Genomic DNA, 23,041 nt, shown 5'->3' with positions numbered 1-23,041 from the left:
TCGTGGGCCCGGCCGGGGACGAGGCGGCCGTCTCCGGCGCGAGTCCTGGCCCCGGCGGCGGCAGCCGTACGCCCGTCGGCCCGACCGGCCGGCACCCGCGCGACGGCGTACGCGGCCCGCGCGGGCGCTGGATCACCGCCGCGACGGTGGCCGCCGTCGTCGGCCTGACCGCGGGGCTGCTGGCGCTGCGCCCGTGGGACGGCGGCGCGTCGGGGCACCGCACCGCCGACGCGAAGGGCGCCCGTTCGGGCCCGGCCCGGCCCGCTTCCGCTTCCGCTTCCGGCTCCGCTCCCGCGAGCGCGCTGGGCGACGCCCGTACGGCCGACCCCTGTTCACTGCTCGCCACCGCGTCCCTCACCCGCTTCGGCCGCGCCGAACTGGCCACCGCCTACGGCAACTTCGACCGCTGCGATGTGCTGGTGGAGGGACCGGGCGCCGACTCGTCGGCCGATGTCGCGGCCACCTTCATCGGCACGGACGTGGAGACCGGCACGCAGGTGCGTACGCGCGAGGCGGGGAACGTGACCATCGCGGCGGAGCCGCTGGACGGCGACGAGTGCGACCGCACGCTGCGGCTCGGCGACGGCAGCCACGTACAGATCATGGCCCGGCAGACCGGCGCCTCGGCGCCCGACCTGTGCGCGATGGCCGACGCGGCGACCGACCACGCGGTGTCCGTTCTGGCCGCCTCTGGTACGGTCGCCCGCCGTCCGTCGGCCGCCGCCCCCGGATCGCTGGCCGCCGCCGACGCCTGCGCCCTGCTGACCGCCACCGCGCTCGGCCGTGTCCAGGGCGTCGACGCGGCCCGCCGCGACGCCGGCTTCGGCAACTGGGGCTGCCACTGGGGCGGTTCCTCCGGCGACACCGGCGTGGACCTGGTCTTCGACCGCAACTCGCCCCCGCTGGACGCCTCCGACGGCAAGCGCGTCCAACTCGGCTCCAGGGAAGGCTTCCTGGCCGAGGAGTACGAGGACACCGGCACCTGCACGGCCCGGATCGTGAACCGCACGTACAAGGATCTCCAAGGCGACACCACCCAGGAGCTGGTCGAGTTGACGGTCGCGGGCCCCGGTCCGGTCACCGCCCTGTGCGACACCGCACGCCAGTTGGGTGAGGTGGCGGCGGCACGGCTGCCGAAGGCATGAACGGGGACGGGGACGCGGCTCCGGCGGGTGGTGAGCGGCTGCCGGAGACGCACGGCAGCCTCGCCAGGGGCGTCACCGCGCCCGTGCCGGGCACCGTCTTCGCGCTGGCGCTGACCGGGGGCATGCGGCTCGGCCCCGGCGCCAACCGGCAGGTGATCTTCGGCCGTAACCGCCCGGCCGTGCACGTCTGCCTCGGCGAGGACGACCCGCTGGTCAGCCGCCATCAGGGCACGCTCACGCACCGCGCCGGCCAGTGGTGGGTCGGCAACCACGGGCGGCTGCCGCTGCGACTGGCGGGCGGCAGGCTGCTGTTCACCGACGAGGAGCCGCTGCCGCTGGCCACCGGCTACACCCCGTTGTTCGTGCGCGGCTCGCGCCACCGCGAACACCTGCTGGAGATCTTCGTGACCGGCCCCGACGGCGAGACGCCCGTACCGATGCCCTCGGACGTCACCCGCCCCCCGCGTACCTGGGTGCTGACCGACGAGGAACGGCTCGCGCTGGTCGTCCTCGGCCGGCGCTATCTGCTGCACGACCTGCGTCCGCAGCCCCTGACCTGGCAGGACACCGCCGCGCACCTGTCCCGTATCCAGCCCGGCGTGCCGTGGGGGCCCAAGCGGGTCGAACACCTGGTCAGCGGCGTACGCAACCGGCTCTCGCGCAGCGGTGTGCCGTTCCTGACCCGCGAGGAGGTCGGCGAGCCGGTCGGCAACACCCTCAACGACCACCTCCTGCGCGAACTCCTGCTGTCCACCACCCTCGTCCCGCCCGACCTGGCACTTCTCGACGCGGGCCCCCTCCCGGACCGATCGGGGTAGTCATGGGCGAGGTGTGTCCGGAACACCCGGAACCGTACGGACGTGCCGAGTGGCGTATGGCGGCTGACCGGCGATGGCGGCACAAGCGCGCGGGGCCGTGACGTGTCACGCCCTAGCGGGCGCGGGGCGGGAACGACGGCTGCGGGTCAGTCCAGTTCGGTCAGCCGGGTCAGGGTGTAACCGGCGATGCCGTGGCCGGCGGCGATCGCGTCGTCGTCCTTGACACCCGCGGTGCCGTTGTTGGGGCCGGCGATCGTCGTGTAGAGGTAACGGTCGTGGACGGCGTGGGTCACCGCGCACGCGACCTTCTCGCAGAAGTTCGGGATGCCCGACTTGTTGGTGAGCGGGATCAGTTCGCCCTTGAAGGCGCTGTTCACCGCGTTCGCTTCCTTGGCGCTGGGGAAGACCATCACGCCGACGGTCACCGACGACTTCGCCGCGGTGTAGGTGGCGAGCACGACCTGGGCGCACTTGTTCGGCCCGAGCGTCGGACCGAGACCGCTGCGGGTGGCCTTCCAGCACGGTGCTTCGTGGCTGGTGGTCTTCCGCGTGAAGGTCTGGCCGTTGACCCGCGTGGACGTGTCGGAGAAGAGGTCCTTGCCCTGCATCGTGGGTGTCGAGGTGCCGCTCGGCGAGCCGCTCGGTTCCGTGCTCGGCGAAGTGCTGGCGGAATCGCTCGGCTGGACGGCCGGCGCGGTCGTCTGCTTGTCCTTGCCGTCCTTGGCGACGGTGTCGTCGTCCTTCTTGGACCCGCCCATCAGGAACAGCGCCGCCGCGCCCGCCACGGCCACGACCAGGACGGCCGCCACGCCGATGATGAGCATCCGCTTCTTGCGCGCCCGCTGCTCGGCCACGTGCTGGTCCGCGAGCGCCGACCAGTCGGGCTCGTTCGGATTGGGCACGTAGGGCTGCGGCTGCGGGAACTGCGGTACGCCTGGACGGATTTCGTACGGGTAGCCCTGCTGGACCGACTGCGGACGCTGGGTCGGGGGGTAGCCGTAACCCGGTTGCGCCTGCTGCGTCGGTTGCGCGGCCTGCGTCGGCTGCTGTTCGACCTGCGGTACGGCACCGTTCTGGTGCGGTATGCGAGGATCTTCCGGGGGCCCCGTGGGAGTACTCATGGCCGGAGAAGTTCGCCTTTCCCGTCACTCATTTCGGTGAATCATAGCGTCAGACATGTACGCGGGGTGTCTTCTCCCCTTATTGGGGCGCATCGGAAGTGACCGGCCACGGGCTCAGGGTGAGGGAATCAAGTCCCTTCCGGAATGCGGCTTTGGTCTGCGGATTGACGTCGAAGCGGTAGTCGTACTGGCCGCCTTCGTCCACGCTGTGCTGGAACCACACGAAGCCGATCACATTGGGCGTCCGTTTGATCCAGCGGAAGAGGTCGGCGGTCCAGCCGGGCTGCTGCGGTCCCGGTGAACTGCCGGTCTCGCTCAGCAGGATCGGCTTGTGCGAGAACTTCGTGATCTCGTCCACCGTGGGCTGGATCACCTCGGTGGCCGTCTCCTCACCGAAGCCGTAGCCGTCGACGCCGATCCAGTCGACGTAACCGTCCCCTGGGTAGAGCGGTTTGAGCGGGACGTCGCGGGCGCCACGGAGCGCGTTCGGGCTCCAGACCCAGATCACCTCGGTCGCGCCCACGGCCTGGAAGAGGTCGTGGATGTGCCGCCACGCCTTCACGTAGTCGCCCTGCGAGTTGCCGCTGTTCTTCTCGGACCAGGGGTACCAGTCGCCGTTCATCTCGTGCGCGAAGCGCAGGGCGATCGGCTGCCCCGCCGCTTTGACCTGGCGCGCGAATCGGATCACATAGGAGTCGAACGACCCCGACGCGATCTTCTTCAGCGAGTACTCCGGCTGGTCGGCGGCCCGCGACTTGGCGAACGGTTCCCAGGTGAGCAAGGGCACCGCACCTTGCTTGTAACTGAGTTCGGCGTCGGCGGCGGAGAAATCCTCGTTCCAGCCCTGGTAGTACTCCAGCATTCGCGGGTGACGCTCCGACGCCGCGGTCACGGCCGCGGTGGTCGCCCATGCCGGTGCGTGGAATGTCGCGACGCCGAAATAGACGCCTTTCGGATGCAGATATGCCGCCTTGCTCAGTGTTTTGGTGCGCGCCACGGGATCTGCGGCGGATGTTCCGGAAGGCGTGGACTGTGCGGGATTGCCGGAGTCGTCGATGCGCTCCTGGCCCCCGGAGGAGCACGCGGCCAGCGGCAGCAGCAGGGCGCCCACGAGCGCGCCTGCCAGGGCGTTCACCAGGAAGGGCCGCCGCCGCTTCCCTCGTGTGAGCACATTCATTCCCGGCCATTCTGCTCGGCGAACCGTCACGGGAAGCATCTCATCAGACGAACCTATGGTCGTCTCTAGGTGTCCGGGCGGTGCGGCCGCGGCCGGTTCCACGAGTCGGGCCTCCGGGTCGGCCGGGCCGTCGCGCACCGGACCGGTGCGATGACCGGACGTCCGCACCGTCCGATTGACACAGGACCTACACGAATGTGACCTGGATTTCACCGCTCCGGTCGTTTGTCCAGGTAATTCCGGGCCGGACTGAACGGGCTTGCCGTCGAGGTGTAACACAACTCACGCGACTGGGCCGTTGTGTACGCGGCAGAGGCGTTACTCAAGGTGATCCCGTGAGGGACGCTAAGGTTCATATGATAAAAATCGTGTCACCACATACGCTCTCTGCGGCACGCCGCCTTGTATGTGGCTCGGGGGAATCGGCGCGATAAGGAAGACATGCTGGCGTTCTTGCTGGAGATCCGTGAGTTGCGGCTCCAGGGGGTGGTGTACCCTTTCGCCGCCTTCATGGCGCTGGTCTGGTTACTGTGGCTGATCAAGGTCGTGCTCGCGCGTCGCTACAAGCCCTGGAAGCGCCCGTTCCAGACCACCACCTCCGTGATCATTCCGGTGGTGGACGAGCCCGAGGACCTCTTCCGCGAGGTCGTCGGCCGGATCATCGACCAGCGGCCGACCGAGATCATCGTGGTCATCAACGGGCGGCGCAACGAGGCACTTGAGCGGATCTGCGACGACCTCGGCGTGTTCTGGCGGTGGACGCCCGTCCCCGGCAAACGCAACGCGCTCAAGGTCGGCCTGGCGGAATCCAGCGGCGAGATCGCCGTACTCGTCGACTCCGACACCATCTGGACCGCCAACACCCTCAGCGAACTGGTCAAGCCGTTCCGCGACCGCGAGGTCGGTGGGGTGACGACCCGTCAGCGCATCCTCCAGCCGAGCCGTACCGTGCTCACCCGCTGGGCGGACTGGCTGGAGAGCGTGCGGTGTCAGTACTCGATGCCCGCGATGAGCGTGCTCGGCACTGTCGGCTGCCTGCCCGGCCGCACCATCGCCTTCCGCAGCCACATCCTCTTCGACTGCATGGACGCCTTCCTCGGCGAGAAGTTCCTCGGCGTCTTCCTGGAGGTGAGCGACGACCGCACGCTCACCAACTACACGCTCAAAGCCGGGTACAAGACCGTCTACCAGTCCACGTCGCTCGTCTACACCGACGCCCCGCTCCAGTTGAAGAAGCTGGCCAAGCAGCAGTACCGCTGGGCGCGCGGCTCGCAGTACAACACGCTGCGGATGATGCCGTGGATGCTGCGCAACGCGAAGATGCTCGCCTTGTTCTACTTCACCGACGTGGCCGTGCCGTTCGTGCTCCTCGGCACCTTCGCCTCCTGGCTGGTCGCCGCATTCCACCGCGGCCGGCCCACCATCTACGATGATCTGCCGCTGCCCAGCGACCCCACGAAGTCACTGGTGCTGCTCCTCGCGCTGGCCGCCGTGATGTCGCTGTTCTCGCTGATGTTCCGCTTCGGGCGGCACTTCGCCTACCGGCCGCAGGATCTGCTCTTCCTGCCCACCTTCATGGTGATCAACACCCTGCTGCTGCTGCCGGTGCGTCTGCTCGGCTTCTTCCGCTGCGCGCACAACGCGAGTTGGGGCACCCGCGCCGACAGCTTCGCGGGCGAGAAGTCCCACAGCTCCCTGGTCCTGGTGCCATACGTGATCGGCGGCCTCATGCTCGGGGGGTCGGTGATGATGAGTGTCTAGCCACAACAGGCCGGCCGCCAACCGGTCCGCGAACCGGTCGGGGAGCCGGGCGGAGGCCAAGCGCCGGCGCAAGAAGCCGTCACACTGGTGGAGCCGCGGCACCGGCATCCGGCTGCGGATCTGGATGGCCGTCAACGCGGTCCTGCTCTCCGCGCTGTCCTACGGCGTCTACATGGCCGTGGTTTCCAACGCGCAGGGCAACAGCTACTCCGGACTCGGCGGCGGCAGCAAGAGCAACCCGGGACTGCTCGACCGGCTCAAAGGCAAGAGCGACCCGAACGTGCCGACCAAGCAGCAGTTCATGAAACCGGACGGCATCTACTTCGGCGCGGCCACCGTCAAGGCCCCCTACGACGCCAAGGAACTGGACGGGTTCACCACCGACGACGGCGGCATCCGGCCGACCATGGCCTCGTACTTCCTCGACTGGGAGCACGAGTTCAACCCGTACTCGATGACGGCGGCCTACGAACACGGCACGCTCCCCGTGCTGACCTGGGAGCCCTGGGCGGGCGGTGTGCAGAATCCGGCGGGCGGCGTCATCCTCGACACGAACACCGATCAGCCCAAGTTCCGGCTCGGCAACATCATCAGCGGCAGGTTCGACGCCTACATCACCCGTACGGCCACGGCCATCGCCGACGCCAAGTGGCCCCTGGTGCTGCGCCTCGCGCACGAGATGAACGGCGGCTGGTACCCCTGGTCGGAGGCGGTGAACGCCAACAAGCCGGGCGAATACGTGCAGGCGTGGCGGCACGTCCACGACCTCTTCGACAAGGCCGGGGCCACCAACGTGATCTGGACCTGGTCGCCGAACATCATCCGTCCGAAGCCGAAGGTGAAACTCCAGCCGTACTACCCGGGTGACGACTACGTCGACTGGATCGGGATGACCGGCTACGGCGTGCGCGAGAAGACTCCCGAGATCACCTTCGGCGCGACGATCAAGCAGGTGCGGGCCTTCGCCGACAAGCCGCTGATCATCATGGAGACCGGCGCGCAGATCGACAAGCAGCAACTGAACTGGGTCCGGGCCTTCTTCCCCTGGCTCCAGGCCCATCCGGACATCGTCGGCTTCATCTGGATGCAGAAGGACCGGGACACCGGCGCCCGCGCCAACTGGCGGTTCACCTCAAGCAAGGCCGAACAGCAGGCGTTCCAGGCCGGTCTGGCCACACTACGGCTGGCGACCGGGCAGACGAAGACGTCGTCCGGTCCTTCACCGGGCGCGCCCGCGGCCTCGCCCTCCGACTCCCCCGCCGGGAGCACCCCATGAGCGAGCGGGAAGCCCTCGCATCCGGCGCCGACCACCCCGACCACCCCGACCACCCCGACCACCCCGACCACCCCGATCACCCCGACACCATCCCCATCTCGGTCATTCCGCAGCCGCGGAACTCCCATCACGACCAGGGCGAGTGGGAGATCAGGGACGACAGCACCGGGGACCGCCCGGCCACGGGCGGGCGGGCGGCGCGCCGGCGGGAAGAGAAGCGGCAGGAGGAGAAGCGGCGCGGGATGGGCCGCGCCGCGATCACGCTGCCGCCGATGCTGGTGACGTTCGTCGCGGGCGGGTACCGGGTGGGCGCGGCGCAGGTCAGGGAGGACGAGGCGGCGACGTGGTGGGCGGCGCATCTGTCGTGGTCGGACCTCGGGCGGCTGCTGGACAACACCGATGTGGTGCTGGCGCCTTACTACGTGCTGATGCACATCTGGGTCTCGGTCGCGGGGAGTTCGCCCGCGGTGCTGCGGGCGCCGTCGGTGGTGGCGACGGCGGTGACGGCGGGGCTGCTGGCGCTGCTCGGCCGCCGGATGTTCGACGCGCCGACCGGGCTGGCCGCGGGGCTGGTGTTCGCGGTGCTGCCGGTGACGACGCGATTCGCGCAGGAGGCACGGCCGTTCGCGCTGGCGGCGCTGTCGGTGGTGGCCGGGGCGCTGCTGCTGTACCGGGCGCTGGACCACGTGGGCGCGGACCGGTCGGGCGGATACGCGTTCGGGATGCTGTGCACGGGGCTGTTCCACCCGGTGGCGGCCACGGTCGTGGTGGCGTATCTGCTGATCACGCTGGCCACCGAACGTCAGCGCACCGGCGCGTGGTTGGCGGTGACGCTGGTGCCGGTCGCGCCGCTCTTCGCGGTGCTGATGCTGGCGCGCGGCCAGAACCACCAGGACCCGCAGGGCGGCACCGACGTGCACGCGCTGCTGCGGCTGCCGCAGGAGCTGCTCGGCTCGCAGCACGTCGCCCTCGCGGTGGGCGGCCTCGCGCTGCTCGGGGTGCTGCTCGGCCGCAGGAACGGTGTGCCGCTGCTGGTGTGGGCGGTGCTGCCGCCGGTCGCGCTGTTCGGACTGCGCTCGTACGGCAACCTGTTCACGCCGTCGTACTTCGTCTTCACCGTGCCCGCCGTCGCGCTGCTCGCGGGCGCCGGGGTGTGCGGTCTTGCCAAGCTGCTGCCCGGCAGGGAGCGCGGGGCGGCGACCCGGCAGATCCTGCTCGGCACGGTCGCCGCCGTCGCCGTGGCCGCGGTCTCGCTGTCGGCCTTCAACGGCCTGCGCACCGACCCGCGGCCCGGACTCCCCGACTACCAGGCGGCCTCGGCCTGGCTGCGGACGCAGACGCGCGGCGGCGACGGGGTCGTCTACAGCGGTGAGCTGGACAAGGCGATGCGGGGCACCGCGTACCAACTGCGCGCCGTGGCCGACCCGCCGGACGCGGTGTACGTGACGGTGTCGCCGCAGCGGGACGGTACGTACACCGGACAGCCGTGCTCCGCGCCCGTGGTGTGCACCAAGGACGTCCAGCGGATCTGGCTGGTGGCCACCGCGCCGCGCACGCCGTACGCGGGGATGACCTCCGACGAGGGGAAGTTCCTCCAGACCGAGTACAAGGCGGGCACCGCGAAGGACTTCGCGGGCGGCCTGCGGATTACGCTGTTCGACCGGCTGCCGCTGAAGTCGGCCCGGTAGCGGGCGCGTTGGGCGCGCCGGAGCGGGGCGTCCAGCGCGAAGCGACCAGGTAGCGGGGAACGGCATAGCGGGGAACGGCGTAACGGGGAACGGAGGCGGGGGAGCATGCTCGGGGGAAGACGCGACCGGTGGACGCGCGGAGGTCCGCTCGTCAACTGGCCGGGGCGGCTGTCCAGTCCCTTCTACGGCCAGGTCTGGAGCCGGGCGAAGTACGTACGGAAGCCGCCCCCGGCGCGTGCGCCGGAGGCGGCCGTACGTGTTCACGCGGTCCTGACGGTCAGGTGCCGAGCACCTGGAACTCCCAGAGCGAGTAGCCGTACTGGGTGGCGCGGGCCGTCCCGTACATCCGCACGTACCGCCCGGTGCCGGTGACGTTCAGCGTCTGATTGCCGCCGGTGCCGGCGGTCGTGGAGTAGACGTCCGTCCAGGTGGTGCCGTTCGCGGAGGTCTGGATCTTGTACGCCGTCGCGTACGCGGCCTCCCAGTTGAGCTTCACCTGGCTGACGGTGTGGCCGGCGCCGAGGTCGACCTGGAGCCACTGCGGGTCGCTGAAGGCGCTGGACCAGCGGGTGCCGGGGTCGCCGTCCACCGCGCTCGCCGCCGTGAAGCCGCCGTTCTCACTGGACGAGGCCGTGGCCGCCTTCCCCTGCGACAGCAGGGTGGGTGTGCCGGGCCCGCCGGGGTCGCCGCCGCCGGACGTCGGTGTGCCGTACAGCGCCAACTCGTAGAGCGAATCGCCGTATTGGGAGGCTCTGGCGGTCGCGTAGACCCGCACATAGCGGGCCGTGGCCGACAGCGCGGTGTCCTGGATGTCGGCCGGACTGTTGTTGTTGGAGTAGACCGTCGTCCAGGTCGTGCCGTTGGCCGAGGTCTGTAGCTGGTAGGCGGATGCGGCCGCCGCCTCCCAGACCAGACTCGCGTGCGTGAGGTTGTAGGACTGGCCGAGGTCGACCTGGACCCACTGCGGGTCGCTGAAGCCGCTCGACCAGCGGGTGGTGACATCGCCGTCGGTCGCGTTGGACGCCGGGAACTGCGCGCTCTCGGTCGAGGACGCCGTCGTCGGCCTGCCCTTGGCGATGTTGGCGCCGGTGGTGCCGGGCGCGGCCTTGTTGTAGACCGCCACGTAGTCGACGTTCAGCGAACCGCCGCTGACCGTGGCCGCGTTGGGGCCGCCACCGAAGGCGGCGGGGAAGCCGCCGCCGATCGCCAGGTCGAAGATGATGTAGAAGCTGTGGTCGACGGCGTTGGCCCACGCCGTCGCGTCCACCTGGTTGGAGCTGAGCGTGAAGTAGTTCGCGCCGTCCAGGTACCAGCGGATCTGCTCGGGCGACGTCGAGCGGTCGATCTCCACCGCGTACGTGTGATAGCCCGTCTGGCAGCCGGAGCAGGCCCGTTCACCGCTGCCGACGCCGCTGGACTCGTTGCACGCGCCGCCCGGATTCGTCCCGCAGTGCAGCGTGCCGAACACCGAGCCGCGGCCGTTGATGTCCTCCAGGATGTCGACCTCGCCGGACCCCGGCCACGGCACGCCCACGCGCAGCGGCGACCCCAGCATCCAGAACGCGGGCCAGTAGCCCGCGCCGTTGGCCGTGTTCACGTTCGGCTGCTGGATCGACGCCTGCATCCGCACGACGCCGCCGGGCTGCGCGCCGAAGCCGTCCGCCTGGGTCTCGACCCGTCCCGACGTCCAGCCGGTGTTCGGGTCCGTGCCCGAGTGCAGTGCCTTGAGCACCAGATGGCCGTTGCCGTCCTGGTAGACGTTCGCCGTGCTGTTCGTCATCGTCTCGATCTCGCCGGTCCCGAAGGTCCAGCCCTCACCGGCGTCGTACCGCCATGTCCCGGTGTCCAGGCCGGTGTTGGCGGCGCCGTTGAAGTCGTCGCTCCAAGTGGTGGTGAAGCCGCTCGGGGCGGCGGGGACGGCGTTCGGCTGTACGGCGGCCGGTTGGGCCGCGGCGGTCCCGGCCGCCGCGGTCCGGGTTGCCGCGGTCCGGGTCGCCGTCTGTGGGGAGACGGTGCCCTTCTCGGCGGCTGACGCCGAGGCCGAGGCCGACGCCGACGCCTGCGGCGAACCGGCCAGCGCCACCGCGGCCATCGCGCTGACGGCCACTAATCCGACGCCCAGCCGTTTCCGCAAGCGCTTGTCTCTCATCGACATGCCTGCTCCTTGTGTGGGGGGTACGGCGACCCCGCAACTCCCGTGCGCAGACCCGCCGTTGGGTGTGGGGGGTTTCGTGAGAGCGCTCTCTCCACGCGAGAGTCGGCCTTGCCCCAGCCCCTGTCAAGGCTTCCGGCAACGTTTACGGAACCGTCCGCCTCGGGCCCGCGCCGTCGCCCTGGGCCCTTCCCCCCGGCCCTTCCCCCGCCCGCCAGGTGAATCAATTCCGGTCGGGTCGACGGCCGTTCGCCAGGAACGTCTCGACCAGCTCTTCCGGCGCCGCCTGCTGCCACGAGTCGAGCAGGATGTCGTACAGCTCGCCCTCGTCCTCAAGCGCCGTCAGCCGCGCCCGTACCCACGACGAGTGGGCCTCGTGCGCGGGCACCCAGAACTTCTCCGGCTCCGAGGCGATCAACTCCGCGCGCTCGTGCCGCGGACAGCGCACCGCGAACGACGTCCCGTCGTCGGGCACCGTCGCGTACATCCGCCGGCCGACATGGAACGTGGGATGCCCCCACAGCTCCTTCTCCACGGTGCCGGGCAGCCCGAGCGCCACGCGCCGCACATCCCCGCTCCCCAGCACTGCCCGCCGCCCCACGACTCTCCCCATCCCCGGCTCCGTCCGCGTGCCCGCGTGCCCGCGTGTCGCGTCGCTTGAACGCGCCCAATTCCACCACGGCGGGGCGCGCTCGCCACGTAGCCGTAGCCGTAGCCGCTCCCGCTCCGGCTCCGGCTCGACACGCTCGCGGAAAGCGTCGGCCCGCGCCGACGGGTGAAGTCGGCCGCTACCCAGGAGCCTTGGGCGTAAAGCTGTCCGGGTCCTGCGCCAGCAGTCCGTGCACCCGGCTGACGAGGCTGCTGTCCTCTGACGGGCTCAACCCCTCGCGCGCGGAGCGGAGCACGGCTTCCACCAGACGCCAGCGCTCCTCCAGGCGGTCGTACGCGCCGGAGGGGATGGACGAGGCGGCGTCGATGTCGCGCTTGCGGGCCGTGAGGTCGCGCAGCTCCTCGGCGGCGTCGGGGCGGCCGACGTCCTCGAACTGCTCCGGGCGTACGCCGACCACATGCGCCATACGGGCCAGCGTCTCGTCACGGCCGCGGACGGGGACGGGTGTCCCGTCGACCGACTGGTAGCCGCTGACGATCTGCCGCCACCGCGTGTCACTCATACCGGCTCGTCGCGAGGCCTCCCGCTGGGAAAGGCCGGACGCCACGAGCGCGACCTTGATCAGTTCCCCCTCGGGCGGCGCGTCCGGGCGCTCAGTCATGCGGCGAGCTTCGCACAACTACGCATTATGCGTCCAGTGAAACGGCGAAGACGGGCGGGTATCGGCCGGGCTGGCCTGCGCATATGCGCGACGGCAACGTGCGCAGGTGTGCGTAGTTCTCTATAAATACTTGTGCTACGCGCTACTACGCGCTAGTTTTTGCCCATGTCGCACCGCACCCGGCCGAGCAGGCTCCATCAGGAGCCCGAGGCCGTCACCTGGGCGCGGGAGAAGTCCGGGCTGACCAAGCGGGCGCTCGCCGACCAGGTCGGCATCTCGGAGCAGCTCATGGGCGAGATCGAGTCGGGCTGGCGCAGTGCCACCCCGGCCAATCTCATCAAGATCGCCGAGGCGCTGAACTGCCCGCTCGTCGTCCTGGAGCGCAAGCGCCACGCGGGCGCGGTCCGTACCGCCGCGCCTGAGGGTGCGGCCGAATGAGGCCGGTGCGCGCACTCGAAAGACTGCTCGACGCGTGGATTGGCATATGCCAAAGTTGTGTGACTCGCGGCCCGCGGGGCCGGGGCGGCACATCATGAGGTGAGTACGCGGAGGCCGCCGCCGCATCCAACGAAGACGGCCCCCGCCCAGCCGGATTACCGGTCGTTGACGTGCTGATGGATCCAGACGGCAATCTGGACGAGCCACCAGCCCATGCGTAATCGATCGGTAGTCCGCAGCCTCTTCGGCCTGCGGTGACGCGCCACTGCACTGCTCCTCTCTTCGGACACCGCCGAATGCGATGTACGGAGAGGGCACCAGCGTCCAGGCGCCCGGCTAACGGTCAGGTTACGCGGCCGTACTCTCCGTGTCCGGCGGTCGGTGAATTGCCCCGGTTGACCGTTTCTGCCAGTGCCAGTGCCAGTCCAGTGCCTGTGCCGTGTGCTTGTACGAGTACGGCTCCGGGTACGACGCTGCCCGCCGTCCCCGGCCGGGTGCGGAACCGGGGGTGGCGGGCAGTGGGGCGGTCGGGGAGGGGAAGGTCAGGCGGTGGCCCCGGCCTCCGTCAGGCGGTGGCCCCGGCCTCGCTGTGGACCAGCAGGACCGACACCGGCGACGCCTTCGCGACGGCGCGGCTGACGCTCGGGTGCAGGAGCGCGGAGATGCCGCTGTAGTGGCCGGGGCCGACGGCGATCAGGTCGCTGCCGAGGGCTTCGGCGCGCTCGACGAGTATCGCGGCCAGGTCCTCGGTCAGGCCCTCGTCCACCTCGCCGTCGGCGGTGACGCCGTCCGCGCGCAGCCGCGCGAGCGCGTCGTCCACGACCTTGCGGCTCTCGGCGCTCTCCTCCACCGGCACCACCGTGCTGGTGATCCCTCCGGTGATCACCTGCGACGGCCGGATGTGGATGACCTGCACCGTCCCGCCGGTCAGCTTGGCGAGCGCCGACACCGCGTCGAGGACGGCGCTGCCGTGGGCCGAACCGTCGACGGCGGCGAGGATCTTCTTGTACATGGGCTCAACTTCCTTGTCCGAAGGGGTCTCACGGGAGGTGCGGCCTCCGTACGTCCTCAGCCGCCGGGCGCCGGGCGCCATTCCCGGATCGGCGGTGACCATGGCCACTTCGTACGCTGCCGCTCTCCGTCACCCGTAACCGTTCCCTCGCCGTGCGGGGAGCGCGATGACTGACTAGCGTGGAAACGTACGTAAGTGACGTATGTCATCTCCATTGGGACGGAGTCGCGGGTCATGACTGATTTCCCGGAAGGCGCACCGTGCTGGGTGGACGCCATGTTCGTGGACCTGGAAGGGGCCAAGCGCTTCTACGCCGACGTGCTGGGCTGGACGTTCGGCGAGAGCGCGAGCGAATTCGGCGACTACGCGCAGGCGTTCTCGGACGGGGAGGCCGTCGCGGGCGTGGTCCCGCCGATGCCGGGAGAAGAGGGGAAGTCGGTCTGGTACCTGTACTTCGCCACTCCGGACGCGGCGGCGACCGCGGAGAAGGTGAAGGCGGCGGGCGGCGAACTGCTCATGGAGCCCATGCGGGTGGGCCAGCTCGGCACGATGGCGCTGGCCAAGGAGCCGACCGGCGCGGCCTTCGGGCTCTGGCAGCCGGGGCAGCACAAGGGCTTCGCCAAGGTGGGCGCGCCGGGCGCCTTCTGCTGGGCCGAGTTCTTCACGCGCGAGCCCGACGTCACGGACGCTTTCCTGACGAAGGCGTTCACGTACTCCGCGCAGCGAATGACCGACACCGAGGTGGACTTCAAGGTCTTCAAGGTCGGCGGCAGCCCGAACCCCGTTCTCGGCCGCATGACCATGGGCGACGAATTCCCGCCGCAGGTGCCCGCGTACGTGAACGTCTACTTCGCGGTCGGCGACTGCGACGCCGCCGTACAGAAGGCGGTCGACCTCGGCGCCACCCTCCGATTCGGCCCGATGGACAGCCCCTACGGCCGTTTCGCCGCCGTCACCGATCCGCAGGGCGCGAACTTCTCCGTCATCGACACCGCACGGACGGTGGGGGAGATGCCGGAGCTGGCGGAGGCGTAGAGGTTCCGCCGCCGCGCGGCACGGCTCTTCCGGCTGAGCCACGGCCTAGGTGTTCTGTCCATGGAGGTCGGTGCGGGCGCGGGCCGGGGTTTCGGCGGGCGGCCACGTACGCTCGACGGGGGACGGGGCTGGGATCGGGAGGTGTGCGGTGCGGCGTACGTACCTGCTGTGGGCGACCGCGGCCGTCGGGCTCGTGGTGGACCAGACCACGAAGGCCGTCGCGGCGGTCGTGGTCGAGGGGCACGACGCCAGCCACGCGTTCGGCGGCGCTGTGACCTTCACCGCCATCCGCAACCCCGGCGCGGCCGGTTCCTTCGCACCCCGCGCCACCCTCGTCTTCACCTTCCTCGCCCTGTGCGTCCTCGTCTTCATCGCCCGCGTCGCCCCCTCCGTCCGCTCCACCGGCTGGGCCCTCGGCCTCGGCTTCCTCTTCGCGGGCGCCGGCGGCAACCTCGCCGACCGCCTCTTCCGCACCCCCGCCTTCGGCCGCGGCGCCGTCCTCGACTTCATCCAGGTCGGCAACGGCGGCATCTTCAACCTCGCCGACCAGTGCGTCACGGCCGGCGCCCTCTTCGTCCTCGTCCAGGCATTCCGCGGCGTCCCGATGCGCGCCGCCGCATCTCCTGCCGGAGAGCCGGACGCGGTGGGCAGCGCCTGATCGCTCGCGCGACGGCGGTTCACGGCGCTTCACGGCGGTTCACGGTGCTTCACGGCGGTTTTGAGGTCGCCGAGGTCGGTGGCCAGGTCGCCGAGCGGGCCGGTCCTCTCCCACGGCTCCTCCGGCGTCGGCCTCGGTCCGCCGGGCGTCCTCGGGCGCGAAGGTCACGTTGGCGCCGTCCCGGACGGCGGTCTGCCGTGCGGGACGGATACGCCGTACGGCGCCGGTCACCCGCCGCGCCGCGCCGCTGACGCAGTGCCGCGAGCTGGCGCGAGGCGTACGCCCGGTCCTTCAAGGGGCGCGGCGAACCGCGGACCCTCCGCCCCAACGAGGCGGACCGGTCGTCCTGCCGCTGCCACGGGGGAGTCCGGCGGCGACAGGCACTCACGCGGGGCGGCCGTCTCGTCCTCGTCGTAGCGGAAGCGGAACCGCCATCGCACCGTGCCGCACGCCGCACGCCCCTCGGTGTGCCTCCGCCCGCGTGTCGCGGCGGCGCGGAATCGGACGGGCGTGCCATGGGTGAATATGCGCGGATCGGGATGTGCCGGAGGCCAAGTACCAGGAGGCTGTGAGGTGTTGATCCAATCGCGGTGACGGTGACGGCCGGGGGCACCTGTGACGGTGGAGCGAGACAGCGGCACTTCGGTCGTACGGGACACCGGAGCCCGCGTGGGCAGGCAGCCGCGACGGGCCACGTCACTGACCCCGGCCCCGCGGCACGTCGCGTGTGTGATGGACGGGAACGGCCGATGGGCGGAGAGCCGTTCGCTGCCGCGGACCGCGGGCCACCGCGCGGCGGAGACGACGGTGATCGACGTCATCGAGGCGGCGCGCGGAGCCGGGGTGGAGTGGCTGAGCCTGTACGCGTTCTCCACCGAGAACTGGAGCCGCCCGAGCAACGAGGTCGACTACCTGATGCGGCTGGTGCGCAGCGTCGTACGCAAACACGCGGCACTGCTGCACGCGCGCGGCATCCGCTGCCGCTTCCTCGGCGTCGCCGACCCGAGAATCCCGGCCCCGCTGGCACGCGACTTCGCCGACCTGATGACACTCACCCGCACGAACCGCCGCATGACGCTGACCGTCGCGTTCGACCACGGCGGACGCGGCGACATCGTTGAGGCGGCCCGCTCCCTGATCCGCAGCGGAGTGTCCGCCGACGCCGTGGACGAGAGCCACTTCGCCGCACATCTGCCCTTCCCCGACACACCCGACGTCGACCTCGTGATCCGGACCTCCGGTGAACAGCGCATCTCCAACTTCATGCTCTGGCAGGTCGCTTACGCGGAATGGACCTTCCCCTCGGTGCTCTGGCCCGACTTCCGCGCCCCGCACTTCCTGGAGTGCCTGCACACGTACCAGCAACGCAAGCGCCGCTTCGGCGGCGTGCCGCCGCACGCGAACGGAGAGTCCCGCACGTGACGGAGACAGGTAGTACCAGCAGGAGTAGCAGCGCCAACCGGCCTCCCAAGCGGGCCCGTTCGCGGGCGGCCGGAGCGGCCGAGGCAGTCGAGGCGGCCGAGGCGACTGAGTCGGCCGGCACCGTGAAACCGAAGGCGGCGAAGCCGAAGGCGGTGAAGCCGCGAGCCGCGAAGCCGAGGGCGTCGAAACCGGACGCCGTAGCACCGGACGCTGTAGCACCGGGCCCCGTAGCACCGGACCCGGGCAAGCCGCCCGCAGGGCCACCTCCCGCGCCCGCCCCGCAGATCGAATCCCTCTTCGGCCCCGACTCCCAGTTCCACCGCTTCTTCAACGACCCCCGCTGGGGCCTGGCGGTGATCAGGGCGACGGTGCTGGAGGCGGCGCACCCCCAGATCGGCGCGGCCCTGGCCGACAACTCGACCTTCGTCGCGCACCCGTGGCGGCGGCTGCGTAACACCCTCGTGAGCCTCCAGCGGATGTTCGGCGCGGACGACGCCGTACGGCAGCGGGAGGCGGCGCGCCTCAACCGCCTGCACGCGCGGCTCAACGGAGCCGACGCCCGGCACCGGCCGTACGACGCGATGGACCCCGAGGTCCGCGCGTGGGTGGTCGCGACGCTCTTCGAAAGCTCGGTCACCATGTGCCGGTTGAGCGGGCAGCCGCTCGACCAGACGACGATGGAGCGGCTCTACGCCGAATTCCAGGCGTTCCTCGGTGCCTTGGGTGACCAGGCGGGCCAACTGCCCGCCACCCTGCCGGAGTTCTGGCAGTACTACGACCGCATGGTCGAGGAGAAGCTGGAGAACACCGAGGCGCTGCGCATCATCCTCTACAAGCTCTTCGACCATCTCCCCGCGCCGCCCCTGCTGGACGGCCTGCCCACCGTCTGGGCGGCGGGCCGCGCGCTCGCCGGGCCCGTCATCGGGCAGATCACCGTCGCGTCGCTCCCCGAACCCTTCCGGCGCCGCGCCGGTCTGCCCGAGATCCCCGGCGCCCAGACGCTGATGCAGGGCGCCTACATGGCCGCCGGCCTGGCCCGCTTCCTCCCCGAGGGCTGGATCAGGACCGAGACCCTCACCGACCTGATGGCCCTCACCTCGGACAGCGACGACCCGCGCTACGCCACGGTCACCGCCGTGCGCGACCGCATGAAGCAGGCGGGCGCCTTCATCCGTCTCGTCACGCCCTTCCCCGCCCAGCGCGAGCCCGCCGACGACGGCCCCACCGCCACCGCCACCACCGGCACTTCCACCGGCACCTCCACCACGGGCGGATCGCGGCGCAGCGCCGACGAGTTCTTCACCGAAGTCCTCGACCAGACCGGCGACGGCTTCCTCGACTGGCCCGATCTCGCCGCCATGGCCCGCGAGTTGTCCTCCCGCCTCGACCTCGACGAGCCCCAGGAGACCAGGCTCTACAACGCCTACGCCGACTGGTGGCGCGAACTCCAGTCCGCCCTCGACACCGACGGCGACGGCCGCGTCAGCAGAGCCGAATACACCGCCGCCGCCCCCACCCTCGCGGGCCCCGCCCTCATCCGCGTCGCCGAAGTCCTCTTCGACGTCACCGACAAGGACGGCAACCAGACCATCGACGCGGCCGAATACCGCGCCCTTTTCCGCACCGCCTTCACCCGCACCGTCCCCACCGCCGCCTCCGCCTACACCCGCTCCGCCTTCATCGCCGACTTCCTCACCTTCATGTCCGCCCGTCACCGCTCCACCCCCTACGACCCCCTCCTCGCCGACGCCTGACCCCGGGGTGGTGGTGGGGTGTTGGGTGGGGGTGTCAGGATTTCAAATACGTTTCAATTGACTGGGGTTGACGCATTGCGGCAGTGCTCTTGACCTTCGGTGAGTGGCCGCTTAGGTTCGCGGCCACGGACTTGAAACGATTTTTTCGTGGGCGACACATGGGGTCGACGCATGGGGAGATCGTGCCGAAGCAGAGATGCAGAGGAGACCCCGGTGATCGTGCGTGTGGTGACGGCGGTGCTGAGCTTGGTGGTCGTGGGGGTGGCGCCCGCGGAGGCCGGTGGGGCCGGGCACGGCGGCGGGGACGGCGGGGTGCGGGCCGGGGGGTTGACGGTGGAGCATCAGACCGAGCCGCTCGGGGTGGACGAGGCCAAGCCGCGGCTCGGGTGGACGCTGAGCGCGAGCGGCAACGCGCACGGCGCCAGGCAGACGGCGTACGAGATCGCGGTGTCGACCACGCGCGACGGCCGCGCGGACGTGTGGGACAGCGGCGAGGTGCGCTCGGCGAAGTCCTTCGACGTGGAGTACGCGGGGCGGCAACTGCGTTCGCAGACACGGTACTTCTGGCGCGTGCGGGTCTGGGACGGCGCGCACAAGGTGTCGCGGTGGAGCCAGCCGGCCTCGTTCGAGACGGCGTTCCTCAATCCCGGCCAGTTCAAGGGCGGTTGGATCGGCTCGCCGACGAAACCGGCGACCACGACGCTCACCGGCGCGGACTGGATCTGGTACCCGGAGGGCAATCCGGCCGACTCGGCGCCCGCGGCCACGCGGTACTTCCGCCGCACGGTCGACCTCCCCGCCAACGCCACGGTCACGGCAGCCCCGTTCGAGCTGACGGCCGACGACAGCTTCGTCCTCTACGTCAACGGCAAGGAGATCGCGCGCTCGCCGCAGGTCAGCAACTCCTGGAGCACGGCGACCGTCACGGACCTCGCGGCCGACCTGCGGCCCGGCCGGAACGTCATCGCCGTCCAGGCCGTCAACACGTTCCCCGGCCCGGCCGGGGTGATCGGCAAGCTCCACATCGACGGCTCGGCGGGCGTCCCGCCCGACCTCGTCACCGACGCCGCCTGGAAGACGAGCGACACCGCGCCGACCGGCTGGCAGCGGCCGGACTTCGACGACACGGCCTGGCCCGCGGCCCTGGAAGCCGCGCACTACGGCGACGCGCCCTGGTACAGCTCGGTCGGCGTCCCGAGCCCGCCCGAGCCGCTGCTGCGCAAGGACTTCACCACCGGCAGCGCGAAAGGCGGGGCCCAGCGCCCCAAGAAGGTCGCGTCCGCCCGCGCCTACGTCGCCGGGCTCGGCTACTACAAGCTCTACCTCAACGGCCAGCGCGTCGGCGACCACGAACTCGACCCGGCCTTCACCGTCTACGACAAGACGGTGCTGTACGCGACGTACGACGTCACCAAGTCCCTCCGCGGCGGCGGCAACACGCTCGGCGTGAGTCTCGGCCGCGGGTACTACGCGATGACGAATCCCGACGAGTGGAACGCCTCGCCCTGGCACAGCGAGCCGAAGCTGAAGCTCGAACTCGACATCACCTACACCGACGGCAGCACCCAACAGGTCACCAGCGACGGCAGTTGGCGGGCCGCCGACGGCCCGACGCGCACCGAATCCGTCCTGTACGGCGAGACATACGACGCGCGGCTCGAACAACCCGGCTGGAACAAGCCGGGGTTCGACGCCACCGCCTGGAAGCCCGCGCTCCCCGTCACCGCCCCGAGCGGCACCCTCCGCGCGCAGGCGTTCCCGCCGATCAAGGTGACCGGCACCCTCCCGGTCACGCGGGTCACCACGCCCAGGAGCGACGCGACGAGCACCGTCAAGGTGTACGACTTCGCCTCGCCCACGGCGGGTTGGGCGGACACCGCGCTGCGCGGCCCGGCCGGATCGGTCGTCACGATCACGTACGGCGAGAAGCTGCTCGCCGACGGCACGGTCGACAACGCCGGGCTCCAGACGTACGCGTACACGCTCAAGGGCGCTCCGGGCGGGGAGAGTTACCGCCCCAGCTACAGCTACGACGGCTTCCGCTACGTGCAGGTGGCCGCGCCCGCGGGCGTCACCGTCACGTCCGTCAAGGGCGAGCGGGTGCACACGGCGGTCACCGCCACCGGCGACTTCAGCAGTTCGAGCGACCTGCTCAACCGCTACCAGGACGCCCAGGCGAACACCACGTTGAACAATCTGCACTCGATCCCGACCGACACCCCGATGTACGAGAAGCGGCCGTACGACGCGGACGCGCACCTCACCGCCGACTCCGCCATCGCCAACTTCGACATGGAGAACTTCTACGAGAACTGGATGCGCGCCCACCGCGACGACCAGAACGCGGACGGCACGCTCGGCCACACCGTGCCCGGCACCGTCGGCGCCAAGGGTGTGAACGACCCTGTCTGGTCGGCGAGTTTCGTGCTGATCAACTGGGATCTGTACTGGTACTACGGCGACATCCGGCCGCTGGCCGACAACTACGCCGCGATGAAGCTGTGGCTCGACCACTACGAGCAGACCCTCGCGAAGACGGGCAACGTCTACACCGGCTTCAGCTACGGCGACTGGGTCGCGCCCGGCGCCGCCTTCCCGCCGGAGGGCACCCGGCTCTCGGGCACCGCGTACCTCCACCAGACGGCCACCATGATGGCGAAGATCGCCCGCGCCCTCGGACACAGCGCTGACGCCGCGCACTTCGACGCCTTCGCGACGACGACGGCGAACGCCATCAACGCGAATTTCTACGACGCCAAGGCCAAGGCGTACTACGACAACAAGGACGCGGGCTACCGGCAGACGTCCAACCTGCTGCCGCTCAGCCTCGGCATCGTCCCCGCGTCCGAGCGCGCGGCCGTCGTCGCCAACCTCACGAACGACATCAGGACCCGTGGCCGCCACCTCAACACCGGTGCGCTCGGGACCAAGTTGATCCTCCCCGTCCTCACCGACACCGGCAACGGCGACCTCGCCTACGACGTCGCCACCAACCCCACTTACCCCGGCTGGGGTTACTGGTTCCAGGGCCTCGGCGCCACGACCATGTGGGAGGAGTGGCAGGACACCTCGCGCTCCCACGACCACGCCTTCCTCGGTACGGTCGACGACTGGCTCTACCAGCGCGTCGCGGGCATCGAACCCGCCGCGCCCGGCTACACCCGGATCACGATCCAGCCGCACCCGGTCGGCGGCCTCACCGACGCCGCCGCCCACGTCGAATCCCCCCTCGGCCGTGTGGCCTCCTCCTGGACCCTCGACCACGGCCGCTTCACGCTCCGCGCCACCGTCCCCGTGGGCGCCACGGCCCGGATCCTGGTCCCCGCCCGCACCCGCACCGCCGTCCACGCCCCCTCCGACGCCAGGTTCACCGGCCTGAAGGACGGTTACGCCACCTACGAGGTCGGCTCCGGCGACTACGTCTTCCGCGTCGCCGGCTAGCGGGCCCGGCGGCGGGGCTGAGTCGGCCTGCCGCCGGGGCGGCGAAATTCGGCCAGGGCGGCAGGGGCCGGTGGTGAGGCCGTGCGAGGTGGTTCGCGTAGGAATCGCGGGGTCCGAGCCGGGGGGCGGAGGAAATGGATATCCCGTACGCGGCGGCCCGCCGCCCTACATGTGTATGCGGCATGGCGCATGCCAAAACACCGTCCCGCGGAATCTGTCTGCCGTGTGACGGGCGGGATGGATGTTTTGGCTGAGGCCGGTTGGGGCCGGTTGGTGCCTGATGAGGGGAAAGGGAATTCGGCGGGCGGATATTCACCGATGGGCAAAGTCCAGCCGCATATTCCGTTCGGTGGAGCCGGTGGAGCCGGTGGTGCTCAGACCTCCAGGCCGTTCTCGACCTGCTTGAGCACGTGCCGCGCCAGGGCGAGGTTGGCCCGGCTCCGGTCGAGCGCGAGGTAGAGGAAGAGCGAGCCGCTGCTGGTGTTGAGCAGGCGGATCAGGTGGTATTGGGTGCCCAGCGTGATGAGGATGTCCTCGATCGTGTCGTCGATGGCGAGCATCGACAGGGTGCGGACCTTGGCGCGTACGACCTCGGTGTTGCCCGCCGCCGCCACCTCCAGGTCCAGGCCCCGGCCGCCGCCGAGGGTGCCGAGCGCCATGCCGCTCTCGTAGTCGACGAGCGCGACGCCGATGGCGCCTTCGACGGACATCGCTTCTTTGAGTGCCGACTCAATGTTCACGGGAATTCCCTTGGTTGTGCAGGTCCATCGGTGTCGCGGACCGTACGGGCGAGGATCGGCGTGAGCGGAAAACGGCTATGCGCGATCACAGGTGAAAGAGTTCGGCGTTAAAGTACTCTGCCAGGTGTTCGA

General features: G+C 70.4%; 17 protein-coding genes and 1 pseudogene. 11 read left to right on the top strand and 7 right to left on the bottom strand.

The genetic code is table 11. The features are described from left to right. Positions 1–1,145 (top strand): annotated as a pseudogene (locus tag BGM09_RS23975) (hypothetical protein); the annotation flags it as partial. Beyond that, positions 1,142–1,963 (top strand): FHA domain-containing protein, encoded by an 822-nt coding sequence (locus BGM09_RS23970; RefSeq protein ID WP_188283744.1) that lies wholly within the window; start codon positions 1,142–1,144, stop codon positions 1,961–1,963. The pseudogene BGM09_RS23975 and the gene BGM09_RS23970, both read left to right, overlap by 4 nt. 146 nt (positions 1,964–2,109) lie before the next feature. Here BGM09_RS23970 and BGM09_RS23965 read toward each other — a convergent pair whose 3' ends face one another. After that, the gene (locus BGM09_RS23965; protein ID WP_188283743.1) at positions 2,110–3,084 is read right to left on the bottom strand and encodes a hypothetical protein; all 975 of its coding nucleotides are present in this window, start codon (positions 3,082–3,084) and stop codon (positions 2,110–2,112) included. 79 nt (positions 3,085–3,163) lie between these two features. After that, a complete protein-coding gene (locus tag BGM09_RS23960) occupies positions 3,164–4,261 on the bottom strand; it encodes a glycoside hydrolase family 26 protein (RefSeq protein WP_188283742.1) in 1,098 nt (365 codons plus the stop codon). 441 nt (positions 4,262–4,702) lie between these two features. Between BGM09_RS23960 and BGM09_RS23955 the strand changes: the two genes are divergently transcribed. Genes BGM09_RS23955 through BGM09_RS23945 form a run of 3 tightly spaced genes read left to right on the top strand, consistent with a single transcriptional unit; the run spans position 4,703 to position 8,986 of the window. Further along, the gene (locus BGM09_RS23955) at positions 4,703–6,022 is read left to right on the top strand and encodes a glycosyltransferase family 2 protein (protein ID WP_188283741.1); all 1,320 of its coding nucleotides are present in this window, start codon (positions 4,703–4,705) and stop codon (positions 6,020–6,022) included. Continuing rightward, a complete protein-coding gene (locus tag BGM09_RS38960) occupies positions 6,015–7,298 on the top strand; it encodes a glycoside hydrolase family 26 protein (RefSeq protein WP_188283740.1) in 1,284 nt (427 codons plus the stop codon). The genes BGM09_RS23955 and BGM09_RS38960 overlap by 8 nt, the downstream gene beginning before the upstream one ends. After that, complete coding sequence (locus tag BGM09_RS23945) at positions 7,295–8,986, top strand: glycosyltransferase family 39 protein (RefSeq protein ID WP_188283739.1); 1,692 nt, start codon at positions 7,295–7,297, stop codon at positions 8,984–8,986. The genes BGM09_RS38960 and BGM09_RS23945 overlap by 4 nt, the downstream gene beginning before the upstream one ends. Positions 8,987–9,263: 277 nt before the next feature. On the opposite strand, the gene BGM09_RS23940 is transcribed toward BGM09_RS23945, so the two are convergent. From BGM09_RS23940 to BGM09_RS23930, 3 genes are all read right to left on the bottom strand, one after another. After that, complete coding sequence (locus BGM09_RS23940) at positions 9,264–11,141, bottom strand: discoidin domain-containing protein (RefSeq protein ID WP_223187501.1); 1,878 nt, start codon at positions 11,139–11,141, stop codon at positions 9,264–9,266. A gap of 220 nt (positions 11,142–11,361) precedes the next feature. Next, complete coding sequence (locus BGM09_RS23935; RefSeq protein ID WP_188283738.1) at positions 11,362–11,751, bottom strand: MmcQ/YjbR family DNA-binding protein; 390 nt, start codon at positions 11,749–11,751, stop codon at positions 11,362–11,364. 175 nt (positions 11,752–11,926) lie between these two features. Beyond that, on the bottom strand, positions 11,927–12,409 hold the full coding sequence (locus tag BGM09_RS23930; RefSeq protein WP_188283737.1) for a helix-turn-helix domain-containing protein: 483 nt from the start codon (positions 12,407–12,409) through the stop codon (positions 11,927–11,929). Positions 12,410–12,574: 165 nt separating this feature from the next. On the opposite strand from BGM09_RS23930, the gene BGM09_RS23925 reads away from it, so the two are divergent. Continuing rightward, positions 12,575–12,847 carry a helix-turn-helix domain-containing protein gene (locus BGM09_RS23925; RefSeq protein WP_188283736.1) on the top strand — a complete coding sequence of 91 codons (273 nt, stop codon included), beginning with the start codon at positions 12,575–12,577 and terminating at the stop codon, positions 12,845–12,847. 565 nt (positions 12,848–13,412) lie between these two features. Here the strand turns inward: BGM09_RS23925 and BGM09_RS23920 are convergent. Then, positions 13,413–13,859, bottom strand: a complete 447-nt coding sequence (locus BGM09_RS23920) for a universal stress protein (RefSeq protein ID WP_188283735.1) — start codon at positions 13,857–13,859, stop codon at positions 13,413–13,415. A 234-nt stretch (positions 13,860–14,093) separates the two neighbouring features. On the opposite strand from BGM09_RS23920, the gene BGM09_RS23915 reads away from it, so the two are divergent. The 5 genes from BGM09_RS23915 (at position 14,094) to BGM09_RS23895 (ending at position 22,169) form a co-directional block, all read left to right on the top strand. Continuing rightward, positions 14,094–14,894: a VOC family protein gene (locus tag BGM09_RS23915; protein WP_188283734.1), complete on the top strand. Its 801-nt coding sequence runs from the start codon at positions 14,094–14,096 to the stop codon at positions 14,892–14,894. 148 nt (positions 14,895–15,042) lie between these two features. Next, positions 15,043–15,552 (top strand): signal peptidase II, encoded by a 510-nt coding sequence (locus BGM09_RS23910; protein WP_188283733.1) that lies wholly within the window; start codon positions 15,043–15,045, stop codon positions 15,550–15,552. Positions 15,553–16,251: 699 nt separating this feature from the next. Continuing rightward, on the top strand, positions 16,252–16,974 hold the full coding sequence (gene uppS / locus BGM09_RS23905) for a polyprenyl diphosphate synthase (RefSeq protein WP_188283758.1): 723 nt from the start codon (positions 16,252–16,254) through the stop codon (positions 16,972–16,974). 284 nt (positions 16,975–17,258) lie between these two features. Further along, complete coding sequence (locus BGM09_RS23900; RefSeq protein ID WP_188283757.1) at positions 17,259–18,728, top strand: oxygenase MpaB family protein; 1,470 nt, start codon at positions 17,259–17,261, stop codon at positions 18,726–18,728. A gap of 213 nt (positions 18,729–18,941) precedes the next feature. After that, complete coding sequence (locus BGM09_RS23895; protein ID WP_188283732.1) at positions 18,942–22,169, top strand: family 78 glycoside hydrolase catalytic domain; 3,228 nt, start codon at positions 18,942–18,944, stop codon at positions 22,167–22,169. A gap of 374 nt (positions 22,170–22,543) precedes the next feature. On the opposite strand, the gene BGM09_RS23890 is transcribed toward BGM09_RS23895, so the two are convergent. After that, a complete protein-coding gene (locus tag BGM09_RS23890; RefSeq protein WP_188283731.1) occupies positions 22,544–22,909 on the bottom strand; it encodes a hypothetical protein in 366 nt (121 codons plus the stop codon). Positions 22,910–23,041: the final 132 nt, after the last annotated feature.

This window comes from Streptomyces sp. CBMA29, assembly GCF_014596445.1.
Classification (GTDB): Bacteria; Actinomycetota; Actinomycetes; order Streptomycetales; family Streptomycetaceae; genus Actinacidiphila.
This window is presented reverse-complemented; position numbering and strand designations above follow the sequence as displayed.